Raw genomic sequence first — 24,041 nt, 5'->3', positions numbered from 1 at the left:
GACGGGTCGCGGCCGCCGGGCCGCCTGGGCGGGTGCCGACGAGGTGAGGCCGGTCGGTGCGCCGGTCGCGTGAGCTCAGCGCCCTAGGCTAGACGGGTGTCGACCCTCAGCGATCTCGTCTACGCCCAGGGCCGCTCCAGTGAAGAGGACGTGGAGTGGCTGCACCGTCTCGCGGGGGATGGCCAGCTCCTCGCCGATCTGGCGTTCGCCGACATCGTGCTGTGGGTGCCGACATCCGATGACTCGTTCGTCGCGGTGGCCCACACGCGACCCGGCGGCGCGGCCACGCTGTTCTACCGCGACATCGTCGGCGACCGGGTGCGGCCGCAGTGGCGCACGCAGGTTCGCGAGGCGTTCCAGACCGGCGGCATCGTCGACTCCGCGTCGCCCGACTGGTTCGAAGAGACGCCGACACGCGTGCGCGCGGTGCCCGTCGCGCGCAGAGCCGGGACGACGGTCACGGTGATCGGCGTGCTGACACGGCACACGAACCTGGGGGAGGCGCGCATCCCTTCGCGCCAGCAGATCACCTTCAACGACTGCGCCGACGACCTGTTCGGCATGATCGCGTCCGGCGACTTCCCCGACCTCGCCGCGCCCACCTCTCCTCGCCGCGGCGCGCCCCGCGCGTCCGACGGCCTCATCCGGCTCGACGTCGACGGCATCACGACCTTCGCGAGCCCCAACGCGCTCTCGGCGTTCAACCGCCTCGGGTTCGACGACGAGCTCGAAGGGGAGTCCCTCGTCGAGGTCGTGACCGGCATCCTGCCGACGAAGCGCCAGTTCGACGAGTCCCTGCCCGTCGTCGTCACGGGGCGTGCGCCGTGGCGCGCCGACCTCGAGGCGCGGGGCGTCACGGTCTCGCTGCGGACGATCCCGCTCCGCGACAGGGGCACCCGCATCGGCGCCATCGTGCTGTGCCGCGATGTGACCGAGATCCGCCACCAGGAGCAGGAGCTCATCACCAAGGACGCGACGATCCGCGAGATCCATCACCGCGTCAAGAACAATCTGCAGACGGTCGCCTCGCTGCTGCGCATCCAGGCCCGCCGCTCGCACACCGAAGAGGCCCGCGAGGCACTGACGCAGGCCATGCGGCGCGTGTCGGCCATCGCGGTCGTGCACGACACGCTCTCGGAGGGCCTGGCGCAGAACGTCGATTTCGACGAGGTCTTCGCCCGCGTGCTGAAGCTGGTCGCCGAAGTCGCCGCTGCTCCCAACACCCGGGCGCGCACGCACTCGACCGGCCGCTTCGGCACGCTTCCGAGCGAGTACGCGACGCCCCTCGCCCTCGCCCTCACCGAGCTCGTCACGAACGCGGTCGAGCACGGGCTGGCCGGCCAGGAGGGTGACGTCGAGATCATCGCCGAGCGCGGCGACGACCGCCTCGAGGTGCGCGTCCGCGACACGGGCTCGGGCCTGCCCGAAGGTCAGGTCGGCCGCGGTCTGGGCACGCAGATCGTGCGCACGCTCATCCAGGGCGAGCTGGGCGGCACGATCGATTGGCACACGATCATGGGCAGCGGCACCGAGGTCACGATCGACATCCCGCTGCGCTACATCGAGCGCGCCAAGAGCTGACCCGCGCGGGGGGACGCCGCTACCGTTGCCCCTCGCCGGTCGGACGGTGACCGAAGAAGAGCGGATGCCCCCAGGGGCATCCGCTCTCTCGTCGCTCTACGTCAGGAGGCGCGGCGTGCGCGGGCGGCGCGGCGCTTGAGGGCGCGGCGCTCGTCCTCGGAGAGGCCGCCCCACACGCCCGAGTCCTGTCCGGTCTCGAGGGCGTACTGGAGGCAGATCTCGGTCACTGTGCAACGCGCACAGACCGACTTGGCCTTCTCGATCTGATCGACGGCCGGTCCGGTGTTCCCCACGGGGAAGAACAGTTCGGGGTCGACGGTCAGGCAGGCGGCCTTGTCGCGCCAGTCCATGGTGGTGCTCCTTGCAACAGAGGGGATGGGGTTTTGGGTCGGTTCGGGTCCGATACCCTGTGGGATGTGCGAGATTGACTCGCCCCACGTCGCTGTGGGAGCACACGGCTTCACCAATCGTCCCATAGCGGTTTACCTGAATCAAGGGTTCATCGGCGGGTTTGTGTAGGACTTGCTGAGTGTTCCCCATGCGGTGTGGAGGGTTCGCACAAACCACTGGTCGGTGCGAGAGGGAGTCGACGGAGAATGCGGACAAACCTGTCCGGAAGGATCGCCGCGGTGCTGGTCGGGCTCGAGGGTATCGGCCTGGCGGCGCTCATGGTGCGCGAGGTCCTCGCGATCGCCGCGGGCGACACCGGCTCGATCGAGAGCGCGATCGCGCTGGCGGTGCTGACGCTCGTGGGCGCCGCGGCCGTGGTGGCGTTCTCGGTGGCCATCTGGCGCGGCCAGTCCTGGGGTCGCTCGGGCGGCATCGTCACTCAGCTGCTGATCCTCGCGGTCGCGTTCGGCGCGGCGACGGGGTCCTTCGCCGATCCGTCGATCGCCCTGGCGCTGGCCGTCCCGGCCCTGGTCACGCTCGTGCTGCTCGTGCTGGCCGTGCGCGACGCCGGTCGTGCGGCACGCGGCCAGGACGGGAGCACCGACGACGAGGCGCCGGGCGCGGCATCCCGCTGATTCGGCCGGAAGCGAGTCGAGGCCACCGACCCGCGGCCGCGGTGACCGACTACACGCCCAGAAGGGTGCGCAGGCGCGCGACGTGCCCGGTGGCGCGCACGTTGTACAGGGCGTGTGAGATGCGGCCCTTCTCGTCGACCACGAACGTGGATCGGATGACGCCCATGAACGTCTTGCCGTAGTTCACCTTCTCGCCCCACACGCCGTACTTCTCGTGCACCTTGTGGTCGGGGTCGCTCAGCAGGTCGTACGTGAGGCCGTCGCGCTCGCGGAACCGGCGGAGCTTCTCGGGCGCGTCGCGCGAGATGCCGAGGAGCGTGTACCCCGCCGCCTGCAGCGGTGCGAGGCTGTCGCGGAAGTCGCAGGCCTCCTTGGTGCAGCCCGGGGTCATCGCCTCGGGGTAGAAGAAGAGGATCACGCGTCCGCCGCGGAGGTCCTTGAGCGTCACGGCCGCGTCGTCCTGATCGACGAGGGTGAAGGCAGGGGCGGCGGATCCGGGTTCGAGGCGCGTCGTGGTCACCGCTCCACTCTAGGCGCGGCCGCCTTCGGTCGAGCGGGCGCGGCCGCCTTCGCTCAAGCGGGCGGGGGCGCACCGTAGGCAGTCGCGCGAACCTGTCGCGGGCCGCTCAGGCGCCGGACTTGTGGGACTTGTCGGCGAAAGTCTCGAGCAGCCGCTGCAGCGAGTCGAGGCGCGCCGGCCCGCCGGGTCCGAGTCTTCCTGCCTCGACGGCCTCCACGATGGCGCAGTCCGGGGCGTCCGGCAGATGCGTGCAGCCGCGCGGGCATTCTTCGGCGACCTCGGCGAGATCCGTGAAAGCGCGGAGGATGTTCGCCGGGTCCACGTGACCTAGGCCGAACGAGCGGACGCCCGGCGTGTCGATCACCCAGCCGTTGCCGCCCGCGCCGAGGTAGCGCAATGACACCGTGGAGCTCGAGGTGTGACGCCCGCGCCCCGTGACCACGTTGACGTGGCCTGTCGCGCGTCGGGCCTCGGGCACGAGGGCGTTGACGAGGGTCGACTTGCCGACGCCGGAATGTCCCACGAACACCGTGGAGTGCCCCTCTAGAGCGGCGCCGATCCGTTCGAGCGGCATCTCGTCGCGACCGCTCGTGAACACCATGAGGTCGAGGCCCTCGAAGTGCGCCAGGAACTCGGCAGGGTCGGCCAGGTCCGTCTTCGTCACCACGAGAAGGGGACGGATGCCGGCATCCAGCGCCGCCACGAGATAGCGGTCGACGAGCCGCGGGCGCGGCTCGGGATCGGCCGCGGCCACGACTACGAGCATCTGATCGGCGTTCGCGACGACGATGCGCTCCACCTGGTCGGTGTCGTCGGCGCTGCGACGCAGCAGCGAGGTGCGCTCCTCGATGCCGACGATGCGGGCGAGGGTGCCGTCGTCGCCCGAGGCGTCGCCCACCACCCGCGCGCGGTCGCCCGTGACGATCGGCATCTTGCGCAGCTCGCGGGCCCGCACGCCGAGCACGGTGCGCTCGTCGGGCAGGTCTTCGTCGAGCAGCACCGTGTAGCGGCCGCGATCCACCCCGAGCACGCGGGCGATCTGGGCGTCGCTGTGCGCGGGCCGCCGCTTGGTGCGGGGCCGGTTCGCCTTGGGGTTGGGCCGCACCCGGATATCGGCTTCGTCGAACTCCGACTCGTCCTCGTCATCGTCGAGATCGTCGAGCCAGCTCATGCCGTCGTCCTGGGCTGCTTCACCGTGGTCATCCCCGTCAGCTCCGCCACCGACTGCGCTCGCCCGTTCACGAGGCGCGCATCGTCTCCTCGGAGACGCCGCCGTCGGCGTGCTCGCCGTTGAGCATGCGCCGCCAGATCTGCGGGAATTCGGGCATCGTCTTGGCGGTGGTGCCGATGTCGTCGACCTCGACGCCCGGTACGGCGAGGCCGATCAGGGCACCGGTTGTCGCCATGCGGTGGTCGTGGGAGGCGTGCCACACGCCGCCGTGGAGCGGGCGCGGCACGATCCGGATGCCGTCGGGAAGCTCCTCCGCTTCTCCGCCCAACCCGCGCAGCTCGGCGACGAGCGCCGCGATGCGGTCGGTCTCGTGTCCCCGGATATGCCCGATGCCGTGGAGCGTCGAGGGCGAGTCGGCGAAGGCGGCGAGCGCGAAGATCGTGGGGGTGAGCTCGCCGGCAGCCGACAGGTCGAGGTCGACGCCCTGGATGCCGGCGCCGCCGGTGACGGTGAGCGCCCCGCCGCGGCGGACTACGCGGGCTCCCATCAGGGAAAGGATGTCGGTGAGCATGGCGCCCGGCTGCGTCGAGTGGGCGGGCCAGCCGGTGACCGACACGGAGCCGCCGACGACCATCGCGGCGGCGAGGAACGGCGCGGCGTTCGACAGGTCGGGCTCGATGGCGACGTCCTTGCCGCGGATGGGCCCCGCCGGCACGATCCATTCGCCGACGCCCGGACGCTCGACGTGCACGCCGCGGTGGGCAAGAGCTTCAACGGTCATGTCGATGTGCGGGATGCTCGGGAGCCGCTCGCCCGAGTGGCGGAGCTGCAGGCCGACGTCGAATCGCGGGGCGGCGAGCAGCAGGCCCGACACGAACTGGCTCGAGGCGCTGGCGTCGATCGTGACCTCGCCGCCGCGGACGTGCCCGTGCCCCCGGATGCTGAACGGCAGCGCCCAGTGGCCGCCGTCGTCGATGTCGACCCCGACATCGCGCAGCGCCGTGATCATCGCGCCCATCGGGCGGTGCAGGGCGCTCTCGTGCGCCGTGACGGTGACGTCGCCGCGGGCGAACCCGCCGAGCCCGGCGACGAAGCGCATGACGGTGCCGGCTTGTCCGCAGTTCACCTCGGTGCCGCCGCGCAGCGGCCACACCGGCGTCACCTCGATGTCGTCGCCGTACCGCCCGGTGCCGGGGACCAGCTCGATCCCGACGCCGAGCGAGCGCAGCGCATCGATCATGCGGGCCGAGTCGTCGGAGTGCAGCGGCGCGACGAGACGGCTCGGACCGTCGGCGAGTGACGCGAGGATGAGCTCGCGATTCGTCAGGGACTTGGACCCGGGAACGGTCACCGTCGCATGCAGCGGTCCGTCCGCCACCGGCGCGTGCCAATGGCCGCGCTCGATCGGCGCGGAGGTCGGGGAATACGGGTCGGCTGTCATCGGGTTCTACCCTACTGAACCCGGTCGACAGTAGCCGGGAGCCACCCACAGAGCGGAGCCGGATGTTCGCCACTCTCGATCGCCTCGATCTCGAGGCGCCGCTGCACAGCGAGCCCGTCGTGCGGGTCCCAGGCAGCGTGCAAGCCGCCGCCGTAGACTGGCGCGTGATGAGCGACCCGATCGACCCGACGGACCAGGTGCAGGATCCGCGTGCGCAGTTCGAAGAGCAGGCACTGCCCTTCATGGACCAGCTGTACGCCGCCGCCATGCGCATGACTCGCAACCCCGCGGATGCGGCCGACCTCGTGCAGGAGACCTTCGTCAAGGCGTTCGCGTCGTGGAAGACCTTCACGCAGGGCACGAACCTCAAGGCGTGGCTGTACCGCATCCTGACGAACACCTACATCAACACGTACCGCAAGAAGCAGCGCGAGCCGTACCAGGGCACGATCGACGACCTCGAGGACTGGCAGCTCGGCGGCGCCGAGTCCACCACCGCGTCGAGCACCCGCTCGGCCGAGGCTGAGGCCATCGACCACATGCCCGCGTCGGTCGTGAAGGATGCGCTGCAGTCGATCCCGGAGGACTTCCGGCTGGCGGTGTACCTCGCTGACGTCGAGGGCTTCGCCTACCAGGAGATCGCCGACATCATGAAGACCCCCATCGGCACGGTCATGAGTCGTCTGCATCGTGGCAGACGAATGCTTCGTGAGCTGCTGGCCGACTACGCAAAAGAGCGCGGCATCGCGACTGCCGCCACGAGGAGCACGAAATGACCGACTGCGGCTGTGAGAAGGCGCGGCGCGACCTGGAGGAGTACCTGCGCCACGAGGTCTGCAAGACCGAGCAGAGCGACATCGCCGAGCACCTGGAGCACTGCGCGGGCTGCCGCGACGAGGCTCTGGTCGCGCGCACCCTCACCGAGGTGCTGGCGCGCGCGTGCAAGGAGAGCGCGCCCGAAGAGCTCCGCGATCAGGTGCTGGCCAGGCTGCGGGCGGTCCAGGCGGCGCACTGACGCCGCGCGCTCGCGCCGGCGGTCAGCCCGCGGGCGTGAAGATCGTGAGCGCGCCCGGCGCGACGTCGACCGTCAGCGGCAGCGCGCCGATCGGGTCCCCGTCCGCGTAGGCGGTCACGCCCGGCGACGAGAGCCGCACCGAGCGCACCCTCCGGATCGACACCTCGGCCACCGCGCCGTGCGTGCCGCGGTAGACGCGCGGGAGCAGCCGCAGCAGACGCAGGCGGCCGGCGGGCCGGACCAGCACGAGATCGAGCAGGCCGTCGGCCGGGTCGGCGTCGGGGCAGATCGGGATGCCGCCGCCGTACGTCCGCCCGTTGCCCACCGTCGCCATCACGAGGTCGCCGCGCTGCGTTTCCCGGGTGCCGTCGGCGAGCTCGAGCTCGACCTCGTAGGGGATGCCGGCCAGCGTCAGGAACTCGACCAGGATCGCGATGTTGTAACGGGAGCCGCCTCGCGGCCACCGCATCGCGTTGGCGCGGTCGTTGACCTTCGAGTCGAAGCCGCTGGCGAGCACCGACCCGAAGTACCGGGTCGAACCGTCGCCGCGCGTGACGCGCGCCAGGTCGATGAGGCGCGTGCGGCCGCCGGCGATCGCGTCGGCAGCCGCGGCGACGTCGAGCTCGCGCAGCCCGAGCGTCGCTGCGAAGTCGTTGCCGCTGCCCGCCGGCACGATTCCCAGCGGGATGCCGGTGCCGGCGACCTCCTGGATCGCGAGGTTCACAGTGCCGTCGCCGCCGGCGACGGCGACGGCATCCACTCCGACCTGGATCGCGGCGCGCAGCAGCGCGGACGATTCCGCCGCACTCCCGCCGCTCAGGATCGACGTCTGCACGCCGTGGACGCGCAGCCGCTCGGCGGCCTGCGTCGCGGCGCCCGTGTGAGCCCCGGCGCGCGCGGCGGGGTTGGCGAGGAGGGCGACCTTCATACGGGATCGGCCGGCGTGGTGACGAGGGCGCCCGGGTTCATGATCCCCGCCGGGTCGAGGACGGCCTTCACCGCGCGGAGCACCTCGACGCCGAGCGCTCCGATCTCCGCCTCGAGATACGGACGATGGTCGCGTCCCACGGCGTGGTGGTGGGTGATCGTGCCCTCAGCCTGTCCGATCGCCCGGGAGGCGGCATCCTTCGCCCGCGCCCACTGGCTCTGCGGATCGTCGGTGAGCGCGGCGACAACGGTGAAGTAGAGCGAGGCGCCCGCCGGGTACACGTGCGAGATGTGGCACAGCACGATCGGCTTGGTGCCCGTCGCGGTGAGGCTCTCGGTCAGCGCGGCCGTGACGGCGCGCTTGAGCGCCGGCAGGTTCGCCCACGTCGTCGCGGTCTCGAGCGTCTCGGCGAGGACGCCGACGTCCATCAGCGTGTCGCGGAGCGCCGGCGACGCGAAGCGCCCTCGCTCCCATGAGCGGGCCGGATCCTCGCCGCGCGATGTCGCCCCGCGTGCGGTGAAGACGGCGTCGAGGTCGTTGCGCGCGGCGTCGGCCTCCGCTGAGGTCGCGCCTTCGAAGGTCGCGACGGCCAGGCATCCGCGCAGCCGGGTGAGGTGGCCGCCCATCGCGGCGTTCACGCGCGTCTCGGTCTCGTCGCTGAGCCGAAGGACGGTGGGACGGATGCCGCGCTGCGTGGCCTCGCGAACTGCCGACGCTCCCGACGCGAAATCGGGAAAGGACCATGCCCGGTAGGCGGTGACCGCGGGGATGGGCCTCACGCGGACCGTGATCTCGGTGAGGACGCCGAAGGCGCCCTCCGAGCCCAGGAGGAGCTGCCGCAGGTCGGGACCGGCGGCGCTCGCGGGGGAGCGGCCGACGCTGAGATCACCGGCGGGCGTGGCGGCGTGGAGAGCGTGGACGAGGTCGTCGAAGCGGCCGTAGCCGCGCGAGGCCTGGCCGCTCGACCGCGTCGCGGCGTAGCCGCCGAGCGAGGCGTACGCGAAGCTCTGCGGGAAGTGGCCGAGCGTCAAGCCGCGCTCGGCGAGCAGCTCCTCGGCCTGCGGACCGGTCGTGCCGGCGCCGAAGGTCGCCAGGAGCGACACCTCATCGAGGGCGAGGAGGGCAGCGGTCCGGCTGAGGTCCAGCGCGATCACGGCGTGGTGTGCTCCGCGCACGGGATCGACCCCTCCGACGACCGATGTGCCGCCGCCGAAGGGGACGACCGCGATCCCGCGCTCCGCGCAGAGCCGCAGCACGGCGCCGACCTCGTCGTGACCGGCAGGCGAGACCACGGCGTCGGGGGCGGCCTGCGGGTCGTCGAGGCGGCGCCGCAGCAGGTCGGCGGTGCTCTTCCCGCCGAGGTGACTCATCCGCACGTCGTCATCACGCGTCGCGTGCGCGCCCCCGACGATCGCCTCGAGGGCGCCGAGGTCGGCGTCCGTGAGCTGAGAGGGCGTGAGGACAGGAGTGGCGCGATGCGGCACCGGATGCGCCTTGCCGGGCAGCAGAGTCGCGACGATCGTTTTCGCTGCGGCCGGGAGGCGCGCTGGCTCGTCGCCCCAGGCATCCCAGCGGCCGCGGGCGCGCGGAGCAGGAACCGCCAGGGGACGGGGCGGGGGAGCATGGTCGCCCGAAGAGTCGGTGTGCGCCGTCGCAGCCATGGCGACAGTATGACACATTCTGTATGGTTGTCACATGGCCGATGGAGCGCTCGACACGGAGACCGCGATCCTGGACGCCGCGCTGGCGGAAGTGCTGGCGCACGGCATCCGCCGGACGACGGCATCCGATATCGCGCGTCGCTGCGGGATCGCGCGGCAGACGCTCTACCGCTACTGGCCCGATGCGCAGGCCGTGTTCGCCGCGCTCGTCACCCGAGAGCTCGTTGCGGCGCTGCCCGCGGGCGAGCGCGAGTGCGCCGACCTCGACGAGCTCGCCGGTCTGCTCGTCGAGACCGCCGACCGGGTACGCCGGCTGCCACTCGTCGACCGTCTGCGCGACACCGATCCCGAGCTCTTCGCCCACTACATCCTCGACCGGCTCGGCACGAGCCAGCGGGCCATCCACGCAGAGACCGCGCGGCGCATCGCCGACGGACAGCGCGCAGGCTTCGTGCGCCCCGGCGACCCCGCCCAGCTGGCCGCGATGGTCCTGCTCATCGCGCAGTCCGCCGTGCAGTCCGCGCCGCTCCTCGCGGAGTGGCTGCCGGAGGACGCGTGGCGCACCGAGCTCGGGCACGCGCTGCACGGCTACCTCTCACCCCGCGAGCACCGCAGATGACCGCGCGGATCGTCGGGCGCACGCCACTCGCATCGGCGCTCACGGCGGCGCGCCGTGCGCGAGAGCTTGAAGCGCTCGCCGACGCTCGCGAGATCGATCTGCTCGTCATCGGCGGCGGCATCACGGGAGTGGGGATCGCGCTGGATGCTGCGAGCCGGGGCCTGCGCACCGTGCTGGTCGAACGGCACGACCTCGCCCACGGGACCAGCCGCTTCAGCTCGAAGCTCGTGCACGGCGGCTTGCGCTATCTCGCCTCAGGGCAGGTCGGCATCGCCCGCGAGAGCGCACTCGAGCGGCACATCCTCCTCACGCGCACGGCGCCCCACCTCACGCGCGCGCTGGCGCAGGTCGTGCCGCTGCACGGGCCGGGCCACCTGTCGCGCGGCGCCTACATCGGCCTGGGGTACGAACTGGGCGACGGGCTCCGCCGCGCGGTCGGCACCCCGGGCGCGATCCTGCCCGGTCCCGGGGCGATCAGCCGGGGCGACACCCTCCGCCTCGCACCGTCCGTGCGCGCCGAGGGCCTCCGCGGAGGAGTGCGGGGCTGGGACGGTCAGCTCATCGACGACGCCCGGCTGGTCGTCGCGGTCGCGCGGACGGCCGCCGGGTACGGGGCATCCGTCCTCACGCGTGTCGAGGCGCTCTCGGCGACCGGCCGCACCGCGACCCTGCGCGACCTCGTGACCGGCGCGACGGTCGACGTCCGTGCCCGGGCGGTGGTGAGCGCCACGGGCGTGTGGGCGGGCGACCTGGATCCCCAGGTGCGGCTGCGGCCGAGCCGTGGCACCCACCTCGTGGTGTCGACCGCACGGCTCGGCGGCTCGGACGTCTCGCTCACGGTGCCGATCCCCGGGTCGACCAACCGCTTCGTGTTCACGCTCCCGACGCAGCACGGCCGCACCTACATCGGGCTCACCGACGTGCCGGCCGACGGACCGATCCCGGACGTCGCGCACGCGACCGAGCCCGAGATCGACGCGCTGCTCGGCACCGTCAACACCGTGCTCGCGGACCCCCTCCAGCGCGCCGACGTGCTGGCGACCTTCGCCGGCCTGCGTCCGCTGCTGGCGGGCGAACATGACGACGACACCAGCGACCTGTCGCGTCGCCACGCGATCATCGAGTCGTCGTCGGGCGTGCTCAGCATCGTCGGCGGCAAGCTCACGACCTACCGGCGCATGGCGGAGGATGCCGTGGACGCCGTCATCCGCCGGGACCCGGGGCTGCCGTCGCGGCCGTCACCCACCCGGTCGATCCCGCTCGTGGGGGCGTGGCCGCGACCTCGCCTGGGTGAGATCGCCGCGCCGCCGCGCCTCGTGCGCCGCTTCGGGGCCGAGGCGCCGTATGCGGCGTCGCAGCCCGACGGGCCGGGGGCGGCGTGCGGTGTGACGCCGCAGGAGCTTCAGTGGGGCGTCGCCGTCGAGGGCGCGCTGAGCATCTCCGACCTCCTTGACCGCCGCACGCGGCTGGGTCTGGTCGCGGCGGACCGTGAGGAATCGACGGATGCCGCCGCCGCGGCGTTCACCCGCGCCGGGGTCACGCCGCTCGAGGACTGACCGATCGCGTCGTCCGCGGTCCTCAATTGAGGACAGGAGCTGCGATGAGGGATGACACGCCGTGGCGGGGTCCGCATCTCGGCGCAGCTCCTCAACTGAGGATCATGCGCGTTCTCCTCGACTGACGACCGCGCTCATCTGCTCGCAGCCGACCGGCGTCGAGTGGTTCCGGGGTTGGCAGGAATCCGTCCCAGGACGGCGGCGGTGACGGGCGCGCCGTCTCCGCTGGCGCGGCCACACTGGACCGGTGACACACAGCCATCCCCGCGGCGGCCTCGGCCTCGTGCAGGGCACAGCGCTCTACATCGCCTCCGTCCTCGGCACCGGACTCCTGGTTCTCCCCGGGCTCGCCGCAGACGTCGCGGGCCCCGCGTCCGTCGTCTCGGTGTTCGCGGTCATCGTGCTCTCTGTGCCGCTGGCGGGAACGTTCGCGGCGCTCGCCGCTCGATACCCCGATCCGGGCGGCGTGGCGAGTTACGTGCGCCGGGCGCTCGGGCGCACCGCCGCCCGGGCAACGGGCTACTGGTTCTACTTCGGCGTGGCCGCGGGGTTCCCGGTGCTGGCGGCGCTCGGCGCGGAGTACCTGACCGCGATCCTCCACATCGACCGCGCGGCGGTGCCTATCCTCATGTTCGCCATCCTGGTGCCGCCCTTCGCCGTGAACATGCTCGGCGTGCGGGTCGCGGGATGGGTGCAGTTCGTGCTCACCGGCCTGCTCGTCGGCATCGTCGTCTTCGTCGTCGCCACGGCGTTCCCGGCCGTCGAGGCTGCTCACTTCACCCCGTTCCTGCCGCACGGGTGGGAAGGCGTCGGCACCGCGATCAGCCTGTTCGTCTGGGCGTTCGCCGGATGGGAGGTCGGCACGCACATCTCGGGAGAGTTCCGCGACCCGCGCCGCAGCATCCCACTCGCCACCGCCATCGCGCTCGTGGTGACGGGGCTGGCATACCTGCTGCTCCAGGTCGTGACGGTGGGTGTGCTCGGGCAAGACGCGGGAGCCGGCGTCGTGCCGCTCCTGTCGCTCGCCGAAGCGGTGGCACCGGGGTTCGGGCCGACCGCGATCGGCGCCATCGCCGCCATCGTCGTCCTCGGGGTCATGAACGCGTACCTCGCCGCATTCGGCAAGCTGGGGGCGTCGCTCGCCGCGTCGGGCGACCTGCCTCGCGTGCTGGCGCCCGGCGCCGAGAACGGGCGCGTGCCGCGACGCGCGCTCCTGCTGACTTTCGCGATCGCGGTCGTCTATTGCGTCATCGCGCTCGCCACCGGCGGGCATCTGGAGACGTTCATCCTCATCCACACGAGCAACATGGTGTCGATCTACACCGCCGGCATGATCGCCGCGACGCTCATCCTGCCGCGCCTCAGCGCGGGCTGGTTCATGGCGGTGATCGCCGCGGTGCTCTCGGTGGGCCTGCTGGTGCTCGCCGGCGCGAACCTCCTGCCCGCCGCGGTTCTCGCCTTCGCCGCGATCATCGTGACGGTCTGGCAGCGGCTGCGCCGCACGACGCCACCCGTCGCCGGGCCGAACGACGAGGAGCAGGAGATCTCGCCGGCCGCGGAGGCCGTGGTCGCCGTCGAGGTGAAGACGACGGCGGCCCCGGCCTGAAGCGATCCGGCCCCGGACGCGTCCTCACGGAGAGGGCGTCCGGGGCCGGATCGGCGAACTCGTCGCCTAGACCGTGAGCGCCTGCTGCATGATGGCGGCCTGCTCGGCGGCGTGCACCTTGGGCGATCCGGTCGCGGTCGATGCCGCGGAAGCGCGCGAGACGCGGCTGATGGTGCGCCCGCGCAGGTGCTTTACCACCTCGAGCGCGATGAACGGCCACGCACCCTGGTTCTCGGGCTCGTCCTGCACCCACACCAGCTCGGCGTTCGGGTACGAGTCGATGACGGCGTTGAGCTCATCGATCGGGGCCGGGTAGTACTGCTCCAGCCGGACGAGCGCGATCGCCGGGTTCGGGTTCTTCTCCAGCTCGGCGCGCAGATCCCAGTGGATCTTGCCGGCGTGCAGCAGCACGCGCTTGACGGCGGACTTGTCGAGGCCTCGGTCGTCGTCGAGCACCGGCTCGAACCTGCCGGTGAGGAAGTCGTCGACCGGGCTGGTCGCCCCGCGCAGACGCAGCATCGCCTTGGGCGTGAACACGATGAGCGGGCGGCGGGGACGCGCGTACGCCTGGCGGCGCAGCAGGTGGAAGTACGAGGCGGGCGTGGACGGCCGCGCGACCGTCATGTTGTCCTGCGCGCACATCTGCAGGTACCGCTCGATGCGGGCCGACGAGTGATCGGGGCCCTGACCCTCGTAGCCGTGGGGGAGGAGCAGCACGACGCTCGACTGCTGACCCCACTTCTGGTCGGCCGAGGAGATGAACTCGTCGACGACCGACTGCGCGCCGTTGCCGAAGTCGCCGAACTGCGCTTCCCACAGCACCAGCGAATCGGCGCGCTCGACCGAGTAGCCGTACTCGAACGCCATCGCCGCGTACTCGCTGAGCAGCGAGTCGTAGACGTAGAAGCGGCCCTGGTCCTCGCTGAGGTTCGTGAGCGGGATCCACTCCTGGCCGTTCGAGCGGTCATGGAGCACAGCGTGCCGCTGCACGAAGGTGCCGCGACGCGAGTCCTGGCCGGCGAGGCGGACGTTGGTCTTCTCGAGCAGCAGCGAGCCGAAGGCCAGCAGCTCGCCGAAGCCCCAGTCGATCGAGCCGTTGCGGCTCATGTCGAGGCGCTTGTCGAGCAGCTGCTGCAGCTTGTTGTGGACCGTGAAGTTCTCGGGCTTGTTGACGAACGTGTCGCCGATGAGGCCGATCATCTCGCGCGAGACGCCCGTGGTGTCGGGCTCGCCGGCGGCGGGCTGGGCGGCGGCGGCATCCGGGACGACCACCGGCGACGAGCCGGTCTCGGCCGCATGCGTCTCGGCGAAGGCGATCTCGAGGCGGTTCTGGAAGTCCTGCTTCGCCTTCTCGTACTCCTCCTCGGTGATGTCGCCGCGGCCGACGAGGGCCTCGGTGTACAGCCGGCGGACGGAGCGCTTCGCCTCGATGAGGTTGGTCATCAGCGGCTGCGTCATCGAGGGGTCGTCGCCCTCGTTGTGGCCGCGGCGGCGGTAGCAGACGAGATCGACGACGACATCGCGGTGGAAGCGCTCGCGATACGCGAACGCCAGCTGGGCGACCCGCGTCACGGCCTCGGGATCGTCGCCGTTCACGTGGAAGATCGGCGCCTGGATCGTCTTGGCGACGTCGGTGGCATACACCGAGGTGCGCGCGTCGGTAGGCGTCGTGGTGAAGCCGACCTGGTTGTTGACGACCACGTGCACCGTGCCGCCCGTGCGATAGCCGCGCAGCTGCGACATCTGCAGCGTCTCGACGACGACGCCCTGGCCCGAGAAGGCGGCGTCGCCGTGCACGAGGATCGGCAGCCAGGTGAAGGTGCCGATCGGCTTGCGGTCCTGCTTCGCGCGGACGATGCCCTCGAGCACCCCGTCGACCGTCTCGAGGTGCGAGGGGTTGGCGGCGAGGTACACCGGCAGCTCGGACTTGTTGTCGGCGACGAAGGTGCCCTCGGTGCCGAGGTGGTACTTGACGTCGCCCGACCCGCTCTTCGAGCCGATGGCGACGGACCCCTCGAACTCGCGGAACACCTGGCCGTAGGTCTTGCCGGCGATGTTGGTGAGCACGTTGAGGCGGCCGCGGTGGGCCATACCGATCGCGGCGCCGTCGAGACCGGCCTCGGCCGCACCCTGCAGGATCTCGTCGAGGAGGGGGATCAGCGACTCGCCGCCCTCGAGGCTGAAGCGCTTCTGCCCGACGTACTTGGTCTGCAGGAACGTCTCGAACGCCTCGGCCTGGTTGAGCTTGTCGAGGATGCGCAGCTGCTCGTCGTGACCGGGCTTCTGGTACTTGATCTCGACGTTCTCCTGGAACCACGCGCGCTGCCCGGGGTCCTGGATGTGCATGTACTCGATGCCGATCGTGCGGCAGTACGAGTCGCGCAGCACGCCGAGGATGTCGCGGAGCTTCATCTGGCGCTTGCCGCCGAACCCGTTGGTGACGAACTCGCGGTCGAGGTCCCAGAACGTCAGGCCGTGGTTCTCGATCTCGAGGTCGGGGTGCGTGCGCTGCACGTACTCGAGCGGATCGGTGTCGGCCATCAGGTGGCCGCGGACGCGGAAGGAGTTGATGAGTTCCTGCACGCGGGCGGTCTTGTCGACGCGCTCGGCCAGGTCGACGTTGATGTCGGCGGCCCAGTGGATCGGGGCGTACGGGATGCGCAGCGCCGCGAAGATGTCGTCGTAGAAGCCGCGCTGGCCGATGAGCAGCTCGTGCACCTTCTTGAGGAACTCGCCCGAGCCCGCACCCTGGATGACGCGGTGGTCGTAGGTGCTGGTGAGCGTGATCGTCTTGCCGATCGCGAGCTCGTTGAGCGTCTTGTCGCTCGCGCCCTGGAACTCGGCGGGGTACTCGAGTGCGCCGGCGCCGACGATGCAGCCCTGCCCCTTCATGAGACGCGGCACCGAGTGGACGGTGCCGATGCCGCCGGGGTTGGTCAGCGAGATCGTGGTGCCCTGGAAGTCCGCCGCGGTCAGCTTGTTGCCGCGGGCGCGGACGACGAGGTCCTCGTAGGTCGTGAGGAATTCGTTGAATGTGAGCTGCTCGGCCCGCTTGATGCTGGGCACGAGCAGGGCGCGGGAGCCGTCGGGGCGCGGCAGGTCGATCGCGATGCCGAGGTTGATGTGCGCCGGGGCGACGACGGACGGCTTGCCGTCGATCTCCGCGTAGAACACGTTCTGGCTCGGGAACTCCTTGAGCGCCTGGATGATCGCCCAGCCGATGAGGTGCGTGAAGCTGACCTTGCCGCCGCGCGTGCGCGACATGTGGTTGTTGATGACGATGCGGTTGTCGATCATCAGCTTCGCCGGCACGGTGCGGACGCTCGTCGCGGTCGGAACCGTCAGCGACTCGTCCATGTTGGCCGCGAGGGTCTTCGGCATGCCCTTGAGCGTCGTGACGACGTCCGCCTGCGGCTGGGGCTGCTCGGCCGACGACGACGGCTGCGCCTTGGGCGCCTGCGCCGGGATCGGCTGCGGCGCGGCCGGGCGCGCGGTCGTGCGTGCCACCGGCTGTGCGCCGATCACGGGGATCGGGGCGGTCACCGGACGGGGCTCCTCGGATGCCGCCGGCGGAGTGGCGCCCGTGGCCGGGGTCTCCGCGGCCGGCGCGGAAGGCGCCGTCGGTGCTGCGCCGTCGGCAGGGTGGTAGGCCTCGAGAACGGGCCACCAAGCCTTGTCGACGGAGTTCCGGTCGATTTTGAACTGTTCGTACAGTTCCTCGACGAGCCACTCGTTGGCTCCGAACTCTCCCTCGTTCGAAACCCCGACGCCCGTCACCTGGCTCGACACGCTGAATCGCCTGCTTTCATCGGTGAAGTTCTGGGATGCGCGCGGGGCTCTGCAAGCCCGCACACGCGACAGTTAAGCCTAGCCCAGTCTGCGCGGGCCGTTCCGGCCCCACCGGCCGGGCCGGCTGAAAGAATCCGCAGGATTATCCGCACAGGAACTGTCACTACCCTTGGCGGTCATGGAGTTCTACGGCGAAACACCCGACGTCGACCTGACCTACTCTGACGTCTTCCTCGTTCCGCGGCGTTCGGCGATCACCAGTCGCCTCGACGTCGACCTGTCGCCCGGCGACGGCACGACGGCGACCCTTCCGCTCGTGTCGGCCAACATGAACTCCGTCACCGGCGCTCGCCTGGCGGCCACGCTCGCACGTCGCGGCGGACTCGGAGTGCTGCCTCAGGACATGCCGCTGCAGGAGCTCGACGCCGCCATCCGCTGGGTGAAGGCGCAGCCGGTCGAGTGGGACACGCCCCTCGTGCTGCCCCCCGACGCGACCGTCGCCGACGCCGCCCGGCTGCTTCCCGCCACCGACGGGCACGGCATCGTCGTGGCCGACGCCTCCGCGGGCCACGTCGATGCCGACGAGATCCTCGGCATCGTGCCGGCGACCCGGCTGGGCACGGCGCTGCCCGATGCGCGCCTCGGCGACCTCGCGCGCGGGCGCGCAGCATCCGTCGACGCCGACGACATCGAGAGCGCGCGCCACGCGTTCGACGTCATCGTCGCCGCCGAGGCAGAGACGGTCGCCGTGCTGCACCACGGCCACCTGGTCGGCACGCTCTCGCGCCGCAGCGCCCTGCGCTCGACGCTGTACCGTCCCGCCGTGGACGGCTCGGGACGACTGATCGTCGCTGCCGCTGTCGGCATCAACGGCGATGTCGCCGCGAAGGCCAGGGCGCTGGCGGCGGCCGGTGTCGACGTGCTCGTCGTCGATACGGCGCACGGCCATCAGGAGGGCATGCTGCGAGCGCTGCGCACGGTGGCCGACCTCGACCTCGGCATCCCGATCGCCGCCGGCAACATCGTGACCGCCGACGGCGTGCACGACCTGGTCACCGCCGGGGCGACGATCCTCAAGGTCGGCGTGGGGCCCGGCGCGATGTGCACGACCCGCATGATGACGGCGGTGGGCCGGCCGCAGTTCTCCGCGGTCCTCGAGACCGCCGAGGCCGCACGAATCATGGGCGCGCACGTGTGGGCCGACGGCGGCGTGCGTTACCCGCGCGACGTGGCGCTCGCGCTGGCCGCGGGCGCGGCATCCGTCATGATCGGCTCGTGGTTCGCTGGCACCATCGAGGCACCCGGAGAGCTGCAGGTCGACGACGCCGGCCGTGCGTACAAGGAGTCGTGGGGCATGGCCTCGACGAAGGCGGTGCATGAGCGGTTCGGCCGGCTCGACCCGTACGAGCTCGCCCGCAAGGAGCTGTTCGCCGAGGGCATCTCGTCGTCGAGGATCTACCTCGACCCGCTGCGTCCCGGGCTCGAAGACCTGCTCGACATGATCACCTCGGGCGTGCGCTCGTCGTTCACCTACGCCGGCGCCTCCACGGTCGCCGAGTTCCGTGACCGCGCCCACGTCGGCCTGCAGTCCGCCGCCGGCTACGAAGAGGGCAAGGCGCTCCCCGTCAGCTGGTGACCGCGGCGGCGGAGTGAGCCACTCCGTCGACCGGACGCAGATCGGCATCGGTCACCCCTGCCGGCGAGACGAGGCGCGGTCCGTCGTGGCGTCCGCGTCGTCGTCGTCCTCGTGCTCGCTCCGGATGCGACGACCCTCCTCGACGTCGTGGCGCTCCTTCTCGGCGGCCTTGTCGCTCTTGCGCGTATCGCGGGGCGGCAGCTGGATGTCCTCCTCCGCGGCGATGCCCGCCTGCAGCTGGCGTCCGCGCTCCAGCTCGGCGTCGAACTCCGCGCCGAACAGCAGCGCGATGTTCGCGATCCACAGCCACAGCAGGAAGATGATGACGCCGGCCAGTGACCCGTACGTGCGGTCGTAGTTCGAGAAGTTGGCGACGTAGAGGCCGAAGGCCACCGACGCGACGACGAGGACGAGGATGGCCAGCAGCGACCCGAGGCTGATCCAGCGGAACTTCGGCTGCTTGGCATTGGGCGTCGCGTAGTAGAGGATCGCGACCATCAGCACGACGATCGCCGCGAGCACCGGCCATTTGGCGATCTCCCACGCGGTCGTGGCGACCTCCCCGAGGCCGAGTGCCGAGCCGACGGCATCGGCCACCGGCCCCGACACGACGAGGATCACCAGGGCGACGACGATCAGCGCGACGCCGATGAGCGTGATGAGGATCTGCGCCGGCTTCAGCTTCCAGAACGGCCGGCCCTCCTCGATCTCGTAGATGCGGTTCATGGCGCGGCTGAAGGCGCCGACGTAGCCGGATGCCGACCAGATGGCCAGCACCAGGCCGAAGACCAGACCCCAGCCCGCGGCGGGGGAGTCCGCCGCCTGCTCGAGCGGGCCGCGGAGGGCATCGGCCGCGTCGGGGGCGACGGAGTCGACGACGCCGATGATCTGGTCGGTGGCCTGGCTGCTGCGCCCGATCAGGCCGAAGATCGAGAAGACGGCGACGAGACCCGGGAAGATCGCCAGCACGGCGTAGTAGGTGAGCGCCGCCGCGATGTCGGTGCACTCGTCCGACGAGAACTCGCGCGCCGTCTTGACGAAGACGTACTTCCAGGAGCGCTTCTCGATCTCGGCGGGGGTGTCGGGCTTGTCGGGGTGCTCGGCATCCGGCGCTCCTCGTCCATCCCGCTGGTGGTCCGTCGTCGTCATGGCCTCTCCGATCCGTCGTGCCCCGGCGCTGCTCACCCGGGGCGGACCATCGTGCGGTCGCCGTGCCGGATCGAAGAGGGGGTTGACAGGTCGCCCGACCGCCGCCGAGGGCCTGCCGTAGACTTGTCGGCACGATGGACGACCCTCCTAGTTGCAGACAATCGCCCCACCGACCCCTCCTCCGACGCAACGGGGGTGATGCGTGATGGATTACGTCATGTTGGGCGTGGGGCTTCTGCTCACGATCGGCACCGGCCTCTTCGTGGCGAGCGAGTTCGCGCTCGTCAACCTCGACCGGGCCGATCTCGAATCCCGTCAGGAAGCGGGTGAGACCCGTCTCTCGCTGACGATCAGCGCTCTGCGCATCACGTCGACGCATCTCTCGAGCGCGCAGCTCGGCATCACGCTGACCACGCTCCTCACCGGTTACACGATGGAACCGGCGATCTCGAACCTGCTCGCACCCGTGTTCGACGCGTGGGGCATCCCGACCGGCGTCTCGCGACCGCTCGCCGCGATCATCGGCGTCTCGATCGCGACGGTGTTCTCGATGATCCTCGGCGAGCTCGTGCCCAAGAACTTCGCCCTCGCCATCCCGCGGCAGACCGCCAAGCTCGTCATGCCGTTCCAGGTCGCGTTCACGACGGTGTTCCGTCCGGCGGTCGTGGTGCTCAACGGCAGTGCGAACGGCGTGCTGCGCGCGGTCGGCATCGAGCCGAAGGAGGAGCTCTCGGGTGCGCGAACGGCCGAGGAGCTGTCGAGCCTCGTCCGCCGCTCCGCGAGTGCGGGCGTGCTCGAGGAGGACACCGCCTCGCTCCTCGACCGCAGCCTCACCTTCGCGCGGCTGTCTGCAGCCGACGTCATGACGCCCCGGCCGAGCATCCACGCGCTCGCCGCCGACGACTCCGCCGAGGACGTCATCCAGCTGGCCCGGCGCACCGGTCACAGCCGCTTCCCCGTGTACGGCGAGTCCATGGACGACATCACCGGCATCGTGCACCTCAAGGCGGCCGTGGGCGTGCCCCGAGAGCGCCGCGCCGACGTGCCCGCCGCCGCGCTCGCGACCGAGCCGCTGCGCTTCCCCGAGGCGGTCCACCTCGATGTCCTCGTGGCCGAACTGCGTGCCCGCGGCTACCAGATGGCGGTGGTCGTCGACGAGTACGGCGGCACCGCGGGCGTCGTCACCCTCGAAGACCTCGTCGAGGAGATCGTCGGCGAGGTGCTCGACGAGCACGACCGCCGTCGCGCGGGCATCGTGCGCGTCGACGACACCGTCATCTTCCCCGGTGAGCTGCGGCCCGACGAGGTGCGCGATCGCACCGGCATCCGCATCCCCGAGGGAGACGTCTACGACACCGTGGGCGGGTACATCATGAGCGTGCTCGAACGCATCCCGGTCGTCGGCGACACCGTCGAGATCGAGGACGGAGCCCTCGAGGTGCAGCGCATGGAAGGACGTCGCGTGGACCGGGTCCGGTTCACGCCGACCCCGATGCCGCACGGGGACGCGACGATCGAGGCGGGTGATCGCCGATGAGCGACTGGGCCGGAATCGCCTGGCTGGTGGTGCTGCTCATCGCCAACGCCTTCTTCGTCGGCGCCGAGTTCGCCGTCATCTCCGCCCGCCGCTCGCAGATCGAGCCGCTCGCAGAGAAGGGATCGCGCTCGGCCAAGACCGCGCTGTACGCGATGGAGCACGCGACGCTCATGCTGGCGACGAGCCAGCTCGGCATCACGATCTGCTCGCTGCTGATCCTGAACGTCTCGGAGCCCGCCATCCACCACCTCCTCGCCGCGCCGCTGGGTCTCACCGGCTGGTCGGAGGCTGTGGTGGACGGCGTCGCGTTCGCCGTCGCACTCGTCCTGGTGTCGTACCTGCACGTCGTCTTCGGCGAGATGGTGCCCAAGAACCTCGCGTTCTCGGTGCCGGACCGCGCCGTGCTCATGCTGGCCACACCGCTGGTGTGGATGTCGAAGCTCTTCCACCCGATCATCGTGAGCCTCAACTGGATCGCGAACCACGTGGTGCGTCTGTTCCGCGTCGAGCCGAAGGACGAGGCCGCCTCGACCTTCACGCTCGAAGAGGTGGCGACGATCGTCAACCAGTCCCGCATCGAGGGGGTCCTCGACGACTCGGCGGGAACGGTGGCGGCGGCCGTCGAGTTCACCGACAAGAAGGCCGCCGAGGTCGCACTGCCGCTGTCGCAGCTGGTGACGCTGCCGCAGACCACGACCCCCGCCGAGATCGAGCGGGCGGTCGCCAAGCACGGCTTCTCGCGCTATGTGATCGTGGACGAGGCGGGCGTGCCGGTCGGCTACGTGCACCTCAAGGACATCCTGCGGGCTGCGGAGGGACCGGATGCCGCCACCGATGTGGCCCGCCCGATCCCGACCAAGCGCATCCACCACATGGTGCCGGTGCTCGAGTCGACAGATCTCGAGGACGCGCTCGCCCTGATGCGACGCGCCGGCAGGCACCTCGCCCAGGTGCGCGACGATGCCGGAGAGACCACCGCGGTGCTGTTCCTCGAGGACATCATCGAGGAGCTCATCGGAGAGGTGCAGGACGCGACCCGTCGTCGCGGCTTCTGACATCCCTGCGTGCGAAAGGGCGGGTTCCCCAGGGAACCCGCCCTTTCGCGTCCCGTGTCAGCGGCGGGCGCGGAGGTACTGCTTCGGCCAGTAGTCGATCTCGGCCCCGAGCTCGTCGGCGGCGCGCAGCCCGTAGTGCGGGTCGCGCAGCCACTCGCGGCCGGCCATCACGGCGTCGGCCGCGTCTTCGGCGAGCACGCGCTCGGCGTGGGCGGCGTCGTCGATCATGCCGACGGCGTTCACGGGGACGCCCGCCTCGCGGCGCACCCGCGCGGCGAGCTCCACCTGGTAGCCGGGGCCGGTGGTCAGCTTCTGGTGGGCGACGAGCCCGCCGCTCGAGATGTCGAAGAAGTCGGCGCCGCGATCCGCCGCCCAGCGTGCGACCGTCGCCGTCTCGTCGGCATCCCAGCCGCCCTCGGCCCAGTCGGTGGCCGAGAACCGCACGATCACGGGGACGCCGGGAGCGGCATCCGTCGCCGCCTCCAGCGCGCGCAGCAGCAGCCGGGCGCGGTTCTCGAGGGAGCCGCCGTACTCGTCGTCGCGCCGGTTCGACAGCGGCGAGAGGAACTGGTGCAGCAGGTAGCCATGGGCCGCGTGCAGCTCGAGCACCTGGAATCCGGCGGCGACGGCACGGCGGGCGGCGGACGCGAAGTCGGCGACGACGCGATCGATGCCCGCCACGTCGAGGGCGACCGGCTCGGCGTAGCCGTCGAACGCGATCGCCGACGGGGCGACGGTGCTCCAGCCTCCCTCGGCCGCGGACACCGAGCCGCGTCGGCCGGAGAACGGGGACCAGGTCGATGCCTTGCGCCCCGCATGGGCCAGCTGCACACCGGCGACCGCGCCGCGGCTGCGGATCGCGGCGACGATCGGAGCCCACGCGTCCCGCTGCTCGTCGTTCCACAGTCCGGTGTCCTCGGGCGAGATGCGCCCCTCCGGCGAGACCGCGGTCGCCTCGGCGACGACGAGGCCCGCACCGCCCGACGCGAACTGAGCGAGGTGGGTGTGGTGCCACTCCTGCGGCACCCCGTCGACCGCGCTGTACTGGCACATCGGCGAGACCCAGAGGCGGTTGCGCACCGTCACGTCGCGCAGGGTGAGAGGGGTGAACAGGCGGGTCATCGGGTCTCCGGATCGGATCGGGTGCGCGGTACTGTGACCACATGGTGAGGACGTGGACGCGCGCCGATACCGCTCGCGCCCTGCGGAGGCCAACGGCCGACGACGACAAGTATTCCCGAGGCGTGCTCGGCATGCGCACGGGGTCCCAGGCGTATCCGGGTGCGGCGGTGCTCGGCGTCGAGGCGGCCTGGCGCACGGGACTCGGCATGGTGCGCTACCTCGGCCCCGAACGCCCGAGCGACCTGGTGCTCGCGCGCCGGCCCGAGACGGTGACCGCCGACGGGCGGGTGCAGGCGTGGGTGATCGGATCGGGGACGGATGCCGCGGTCCGCACCGCCGCAGACACCGAGGCGCTGCGGGGCCTGCTGTCCGACACCGACCCCGTCGTCGTCGACGCCGGGGCCCTGGATCTCGCCGCGGAGGCCACCGCGCCGCGGATCCTCACGCCGCATGACCGTGAGCATGCGCGACTGCGCTCGGCACTCGGCCTCGGGCATGCACCGGCCGACCGCGCCGCCGCGGCGCGCGAGACCGCCGAGGCGACGGGCGCCGTCGTGCTGCTCAAGGGCGCCGTCACCGTGGTGGTCGCCCCCGACGGCTGGACCGCCACCGTCGAGTCCGGAACGCCGT

20 protein-coding genes are annotated in these 24,041 nt (G+C 71.3%); 11 read left to right on the top strand and 9 right to left on the bottom strand.

The annotated features are described in order from the left end of the window. Positions 1 to 96: 96 nt before the first annotated feature. Positions 97 to 1,581, top strand: coding sequence for a sensor histidine kinase (locus tag VIP82_RS21735; protein ID WP_331912497.1), 1,485 nt, complete (start codon positions 97 to 99; stop codon positions 1,579 to 1,581). A 101-nt stretch (positions 1,582 to 1,682) separates the two neighbouring features. Here VIP82_RS21735 and VIP82_RS21730 read toward each other — a convergent pair whose 3' ends face one another. Then, positions 1,683 to 1,931, bottom strand: coding sequence for a WhiB family transcriptional regulator (locus VIP82_RS21730; protein ID WP_018171995.1), 249 nt, complete (start codon positions 1,929 to 1,931; stop codon positions 1,683 to 1,685). A 279-nt stretch (positions 1,932 to 2,210) separates the two neighbouring features. Here VIP82_RS21730 and VIP82_RS21725 point away from each other — a divergent pair, with 279 nt between their 5' ends. Next, positions 2,211 to 2,606, top strand: a complete 396-nt coding sequence (locus tag VIP82_RS21725) for a histidine kinase (RefSeq protein WP_331912495.1) — start codon at positions 2,211 to 2,213, stop codon at positions 2,604 to 2,606. A 49-nt stretch (positions 2,607 to 2,655) separates the two neighbouring features. On the opposite strand, the gene bcp is transcribed toward VIP82_RS21725, so the two are convergent. The 3 genes from bcp to aroA form a co-directional block, all read right to left on the bottom strand. Beyond that, the gene (bcp, locus tag VIP82_RS21720) at positions 2,656 to 3,126 is read right to left on the bottom strand and encodes a thioredoxin-dependent thiol peroxidase (RefSeq protein WP_331912493.1); all 471 of its coding nucleotides are present in this window, start codon (positions 3,124 to 3,126) and stop codon (positions 2,656 to 2,658) included. A gap of 106 nt (positions 3,127 to 3,232) precedes the next feature. Then, on the bottom strand, positions 3,233 to 4,297 hold the full coding sequence (gene rsgA, locus VIP82_RS21715; RefSeq protein WP_331912491.1) for a ribosome small subunit-dependent GTPase A: 1,065 nt from the start codon (positions 4,295 to 4,297) through the stop codon (positions 3,233 to 3,235). A gap of 67 nt (positions 4,298 to 4,364) precedes the next feature. Continuing rightward, entirely contained in the window at positions 4,365 to 5,738 is a 1,374-nt protein-coding gene (gene aroA / locus VIP82_RS21710; protein WP_331912489.1) for a 3-phosphoshikimate 1-carboxyvinyltransferase, read from the bottom strand. A 167-nt stretch (positions 5,739 to 5,905) separates the two neighbouring features. Between aroA and VIP82_RS21705 the strand changes: the two genes are divergently transcribed. Both VIP82_RS21705 and VIP82_RS21700 read left to right on the top strand, forming a co-directional pair. Continuing rightward, positions 5,906 to 6,514: a sigma-70 family RNA polymerase sigma factor gene (locus VIP82_RS21705; protein WP_308868383.1), complete on the top strand. Its 609-nt coding sequence runs from the start codon at positions 5,906 to 5,908 to the stop codon at positions 6,512 to 6,514. After that, complete coding sequence (locus VIP82_RS21700; RefSeq protein WP_331912487.1) at positions 6,511 to 6,753, top strand: zf-HC2 domain-containing protein; 243 nt, start codon at positions 6,511 to 6,513, stop codon at positions 6,751 to 6,753. Before VIP82_RS21705 ends, VIP82_RS21700 begins: the two co-directional genes overlap by 4 nt. Positions 6,754 to 6,775: 22 nt before the next feature. On the opposite strand, the gene VIP82_RS21695 is transcribed toward VIP82_RS21700, so the two are convergent. Together VIP82_RS21695 and VIP82_RS21690 are read right to left on the bottom strand one after the other, a co-directional pair. Next, on the bottom strand, positions 6,776 to 7,681 hold the full coding sequence (locus VIP82_RS21695) for a diacylglycerol kinase (protein WP_331912485.1): 906 nt from the start codon (positions 7,679 to 7,681) through the stop codon (positions 6,776 to 6,778). Next, positions 7,678 to 9,342, bottom strand: coding sequence for an FAD-binding oxidoreductase (locus VIP82_RS21690; protein ID WP_331912483.1), 1,665 nt, complete (start codon positions 9,340 to 9,342; stop codon positions 7,678 to 7,680). The genes VIP82_RS21695 and VIP82_RS21690 overlap by 4 nt, the downstream gene beginning before the upstream one ends. A 34-nt stretch (positions 9,343 to 9,376) precedes the next feature. Between VIP82_RS21690 and VIP82_RS21685 the strand changes: the two genes are divergently transcribed. The 3 genes from VIP82_RS21685 (at position 9,377) to VIP82_RS21675 (ending at position 13,123) form a co-directional block, all read left to right on the top strand. Beyond that, on the top strand, positions 9,377 to 9,961 hold the full coding sequence (locus VIP82_RS21685) for a TetR/AcrR family transcriptional regulator (protein ID WP_331912481.1): 585 nt from the start codon (positions 9,377 to 9,379) through the stop codon (positions 9,959 to 9,961). Continuing rightward, positions 9,958 to 11,517, top strand: coding sequence for a glycerol-3-phosphate dehydrogenase/oxidase (locus VIP82_RS21680; RefSeq protein ID WP_331912479.1), 1,560 nt, complete (start codon positions 9,958 to 9,960; stop codon positions 11,515 to 11,517). Before VIP82_RS21685 ends, VIP82_RS21680 begins: the two co-directional genes overlap by 4 nt. 247 nt (positions 11,518 to 11,764) lie before the next feature. Beyond that, positions 11,765 to 13,123, top strand: coding sequence for an APC family permease (locus VIP82_RS21675; RefSeq protein ID WP_331912477.1), 1,359 nt, complete (start codon positions 11,765 to 11,767; stop codon positions 13,121 to 13,123). A gap of 66 nt (positions 13,124 to 13,189) precedes the next feature. Here VIP82_RS21675 and VIP82_RS21670 read toward each other — a convergent pair whose 3' ends face one another. Next, positions 13,190 to 16,912: a multifunctional oxoglutarate decarboxylase/oxoglutarate dehydrogenase thiamine pyrophosphate-binding subunit/dihydrolipoyllysine-residue succinyltransferase subunit gene (locus VIP82_RS21670; protein WP_331912475.1), complete on the bottom strand. Its 3,723-nt coding sequence runs from the start codon at positions 16,910 to 16,912 to the stop codon at positions 13,190 to 13,192. Positions 16,913 to 17,090: 178 nt separating this feature from the next. On the opposite strand from VIP82_RS21670, the gene guaB1 reads away from it, so the two are divergent. Next, complete coding sequence (guaB1, locus tag VIP82_RS21665) at positions 17,091 to 18,548, top strand: GMP reductase (protein ID WP_331912473.1); 1,458 nt, start codon at positions 17,091 to 17,093, stop codon at positions 18,546 to 18,548. Between the two features lie 51 nt (positions 18,549 to 18,599). Here guaB1 and VIP82_RS21660 read toward each other — a convergent pair whose 3' ends face one another. Beyond that, entirely contained in the window at positions 18,600 to 19,697 is a 1,098-nt protein-coding gene (locus tag VIP82_RS21660) for a YihY/virulence factor BrkB family protein (protein WP_331912471.1), read from the bottom strand. A 205-nt stretch (positions 19,698 to 19,902) separates the two neighbouring features. Between VIP82_RS21660 and VIP82_RS21655 the strand changes: the two genes are divergently transcribed. Then, complete coding sequence (locus VIP82_RS21655; RefSeq protein ID WP_331912469.1) at positions 19,903 to 21,234, top strand: hemolysin family protein; 1,332 nt, start codon at positions 19,903 to 19,905, stop codon at positions 21,232 to 21,234. Further along, positions 21,231 to 22,289, top strand: coding sequence for a hemolysin family protein (locus VIP82_RS21650; protein WP_331912468.1), 1,059 nt, complete (start codon positions 21,231 to 21,233; stop codon positions 22,287 to 22,289). Before VIP82_RS21655 ends, VIP82_RS21650 begins: the two co-directional genes overlap by 4 nt. A 57-nt stretch (positions 22,290 to 22,346) precedes the next feature. Here VIP82_RS21650 and VIP82_RS21645 read toward each other — a convergent pair whose 3' ends face one another. Further along, positions 22,347 to 23,411: an NADH:flavin oxidoreductase/NADH oxidase gene (locus VIP82_RS21645; RefSeq protein ID WP_331912466.1), complete on the bottom strand. Its 1,065-nt coding sequence runs from the start codon at positions 23,409 to 23,411 to the stop codon at positions 22,347 to 22,349. A 41-nt stretch (positions 23,412 to 23,452) separates the two neighbouring features. On the opposite strand from VIP82_RS21645, the gene VIP82_RS21640 reads away from it, so the two are divergent. After that, positions 23,453 to 24,041, top strand: a 589-nt coding sequence (locus VIP82_RS21640; protein ID WP_331912464.1) for an ADP-dependent NAD(P)H-hydrate dehydratase, incomplete at its 3' end; no start/stop codon positions are given.

It is taken from the genome of Microbacterium sp. (genome assembly GCF_036566905.1).
Classification (GTDB): domain Bacteria; phylum Actinomycetota; class Actinomycetes; order Actinomycetales; family Microbacteriaceae; genus Microbacterium.
This window is presented reverse-complemented; position numbering and strand designations above follow the sequence as displayed.

Coding starts and splice junctions, on each gene's coding strand:
- VIP82_RS21730 (WP_018171995.1), bottom strand. CDS start 1,931: ATGGACTGGCGCGACAAGGCCGCCTGCCTGACCGTCGACCCCGAACTG.
- VIP82_RS21660 (WP_331912471.1), bottom strand. CDS start 19,697: ATGACGACGACGGACCACCAGCGGGATGGACGAGGAGCGCCGGATGCC.
- VIP82_RS21690 (WP_331912483.1), bottom strand. CDS start 9,342: ATGGCTGCGACGGCGCACACCGACTCTTCGGGCGACCATGCTCCCCCG.
- VIP82_RS21700 (WP_331912487.1), top strand. CDS start 6,511: ATGACCGACTGCGGCTGTGAGAAGGCGCGGCGCGACCTGGAGGAGTAC.
- rsgA (WP_331912491.1), bottom strand. CDS start 4,297: ATGAGCTGGCTCGACGATCTCGACGATGACGAGGACGAGTCGGAGTTC.
- VIP82_RS21685 (WP_331912481.1), top strand. CDS start 9,377: ATGGCCGATGGAGCGCTCGACACGGAGACCGCGATCCTGGACGCCGCG.
- guaB1 (WP_331912473.1), top strand. CDS start 17,091: ATGGAGTTCTACGGCGAAACACCCGACGTCGACCTGACCTACTCTGAC.
- VIP82_RS21645 (WP_331912466.1), bottom strand. CDS start 23,411: ATGACCCGCCTGTTCACCCCTCTCACCCTGCGCGACGTGACGGTGCGC.
- VIP82_RS21705 (WP_308868383.1), top strand. CDS start 5,906: ATGAGCGACCCGATCGACCCGACGGACCAGGTGCAGGATCCGCGTGCG.
- VIP82_RS21650 (WP_331912468.1), top strand. CDS start 21,231: ATGAGCGACTGGGCCGGAATCGCCTGGCTGGTGGTGCTGCTCATCGCC.
- VIP82_RS21695 (WP_331912485.1), bottom strand. CDS start 7,681: ATGAAGGTCGCCCTCCTCGCCAACCCCGCCGCGCGCGCCGGGGCTCAC.
- aroA (WP_331912489.1), bottom strand. CDS start 5,738: ATGACAGCCGACCCGTATTCCCCGACCTCCGCGCCGATCGAGCGCGGC.
- VIP82_RS21680 (WP_331912479.1), top strand. CDS start 9,958: ATGACCGCGCGGATCGTCGGGCGCACGCCACTCGCATCGGCGCTCACG.
- VIP82_RS21655 (WP_331912469.1), top strand. CDS start 19,903: ATGGATTACGTCATGTTGGGCGTGGGGCTTCTGCTCACGATCGGCACC.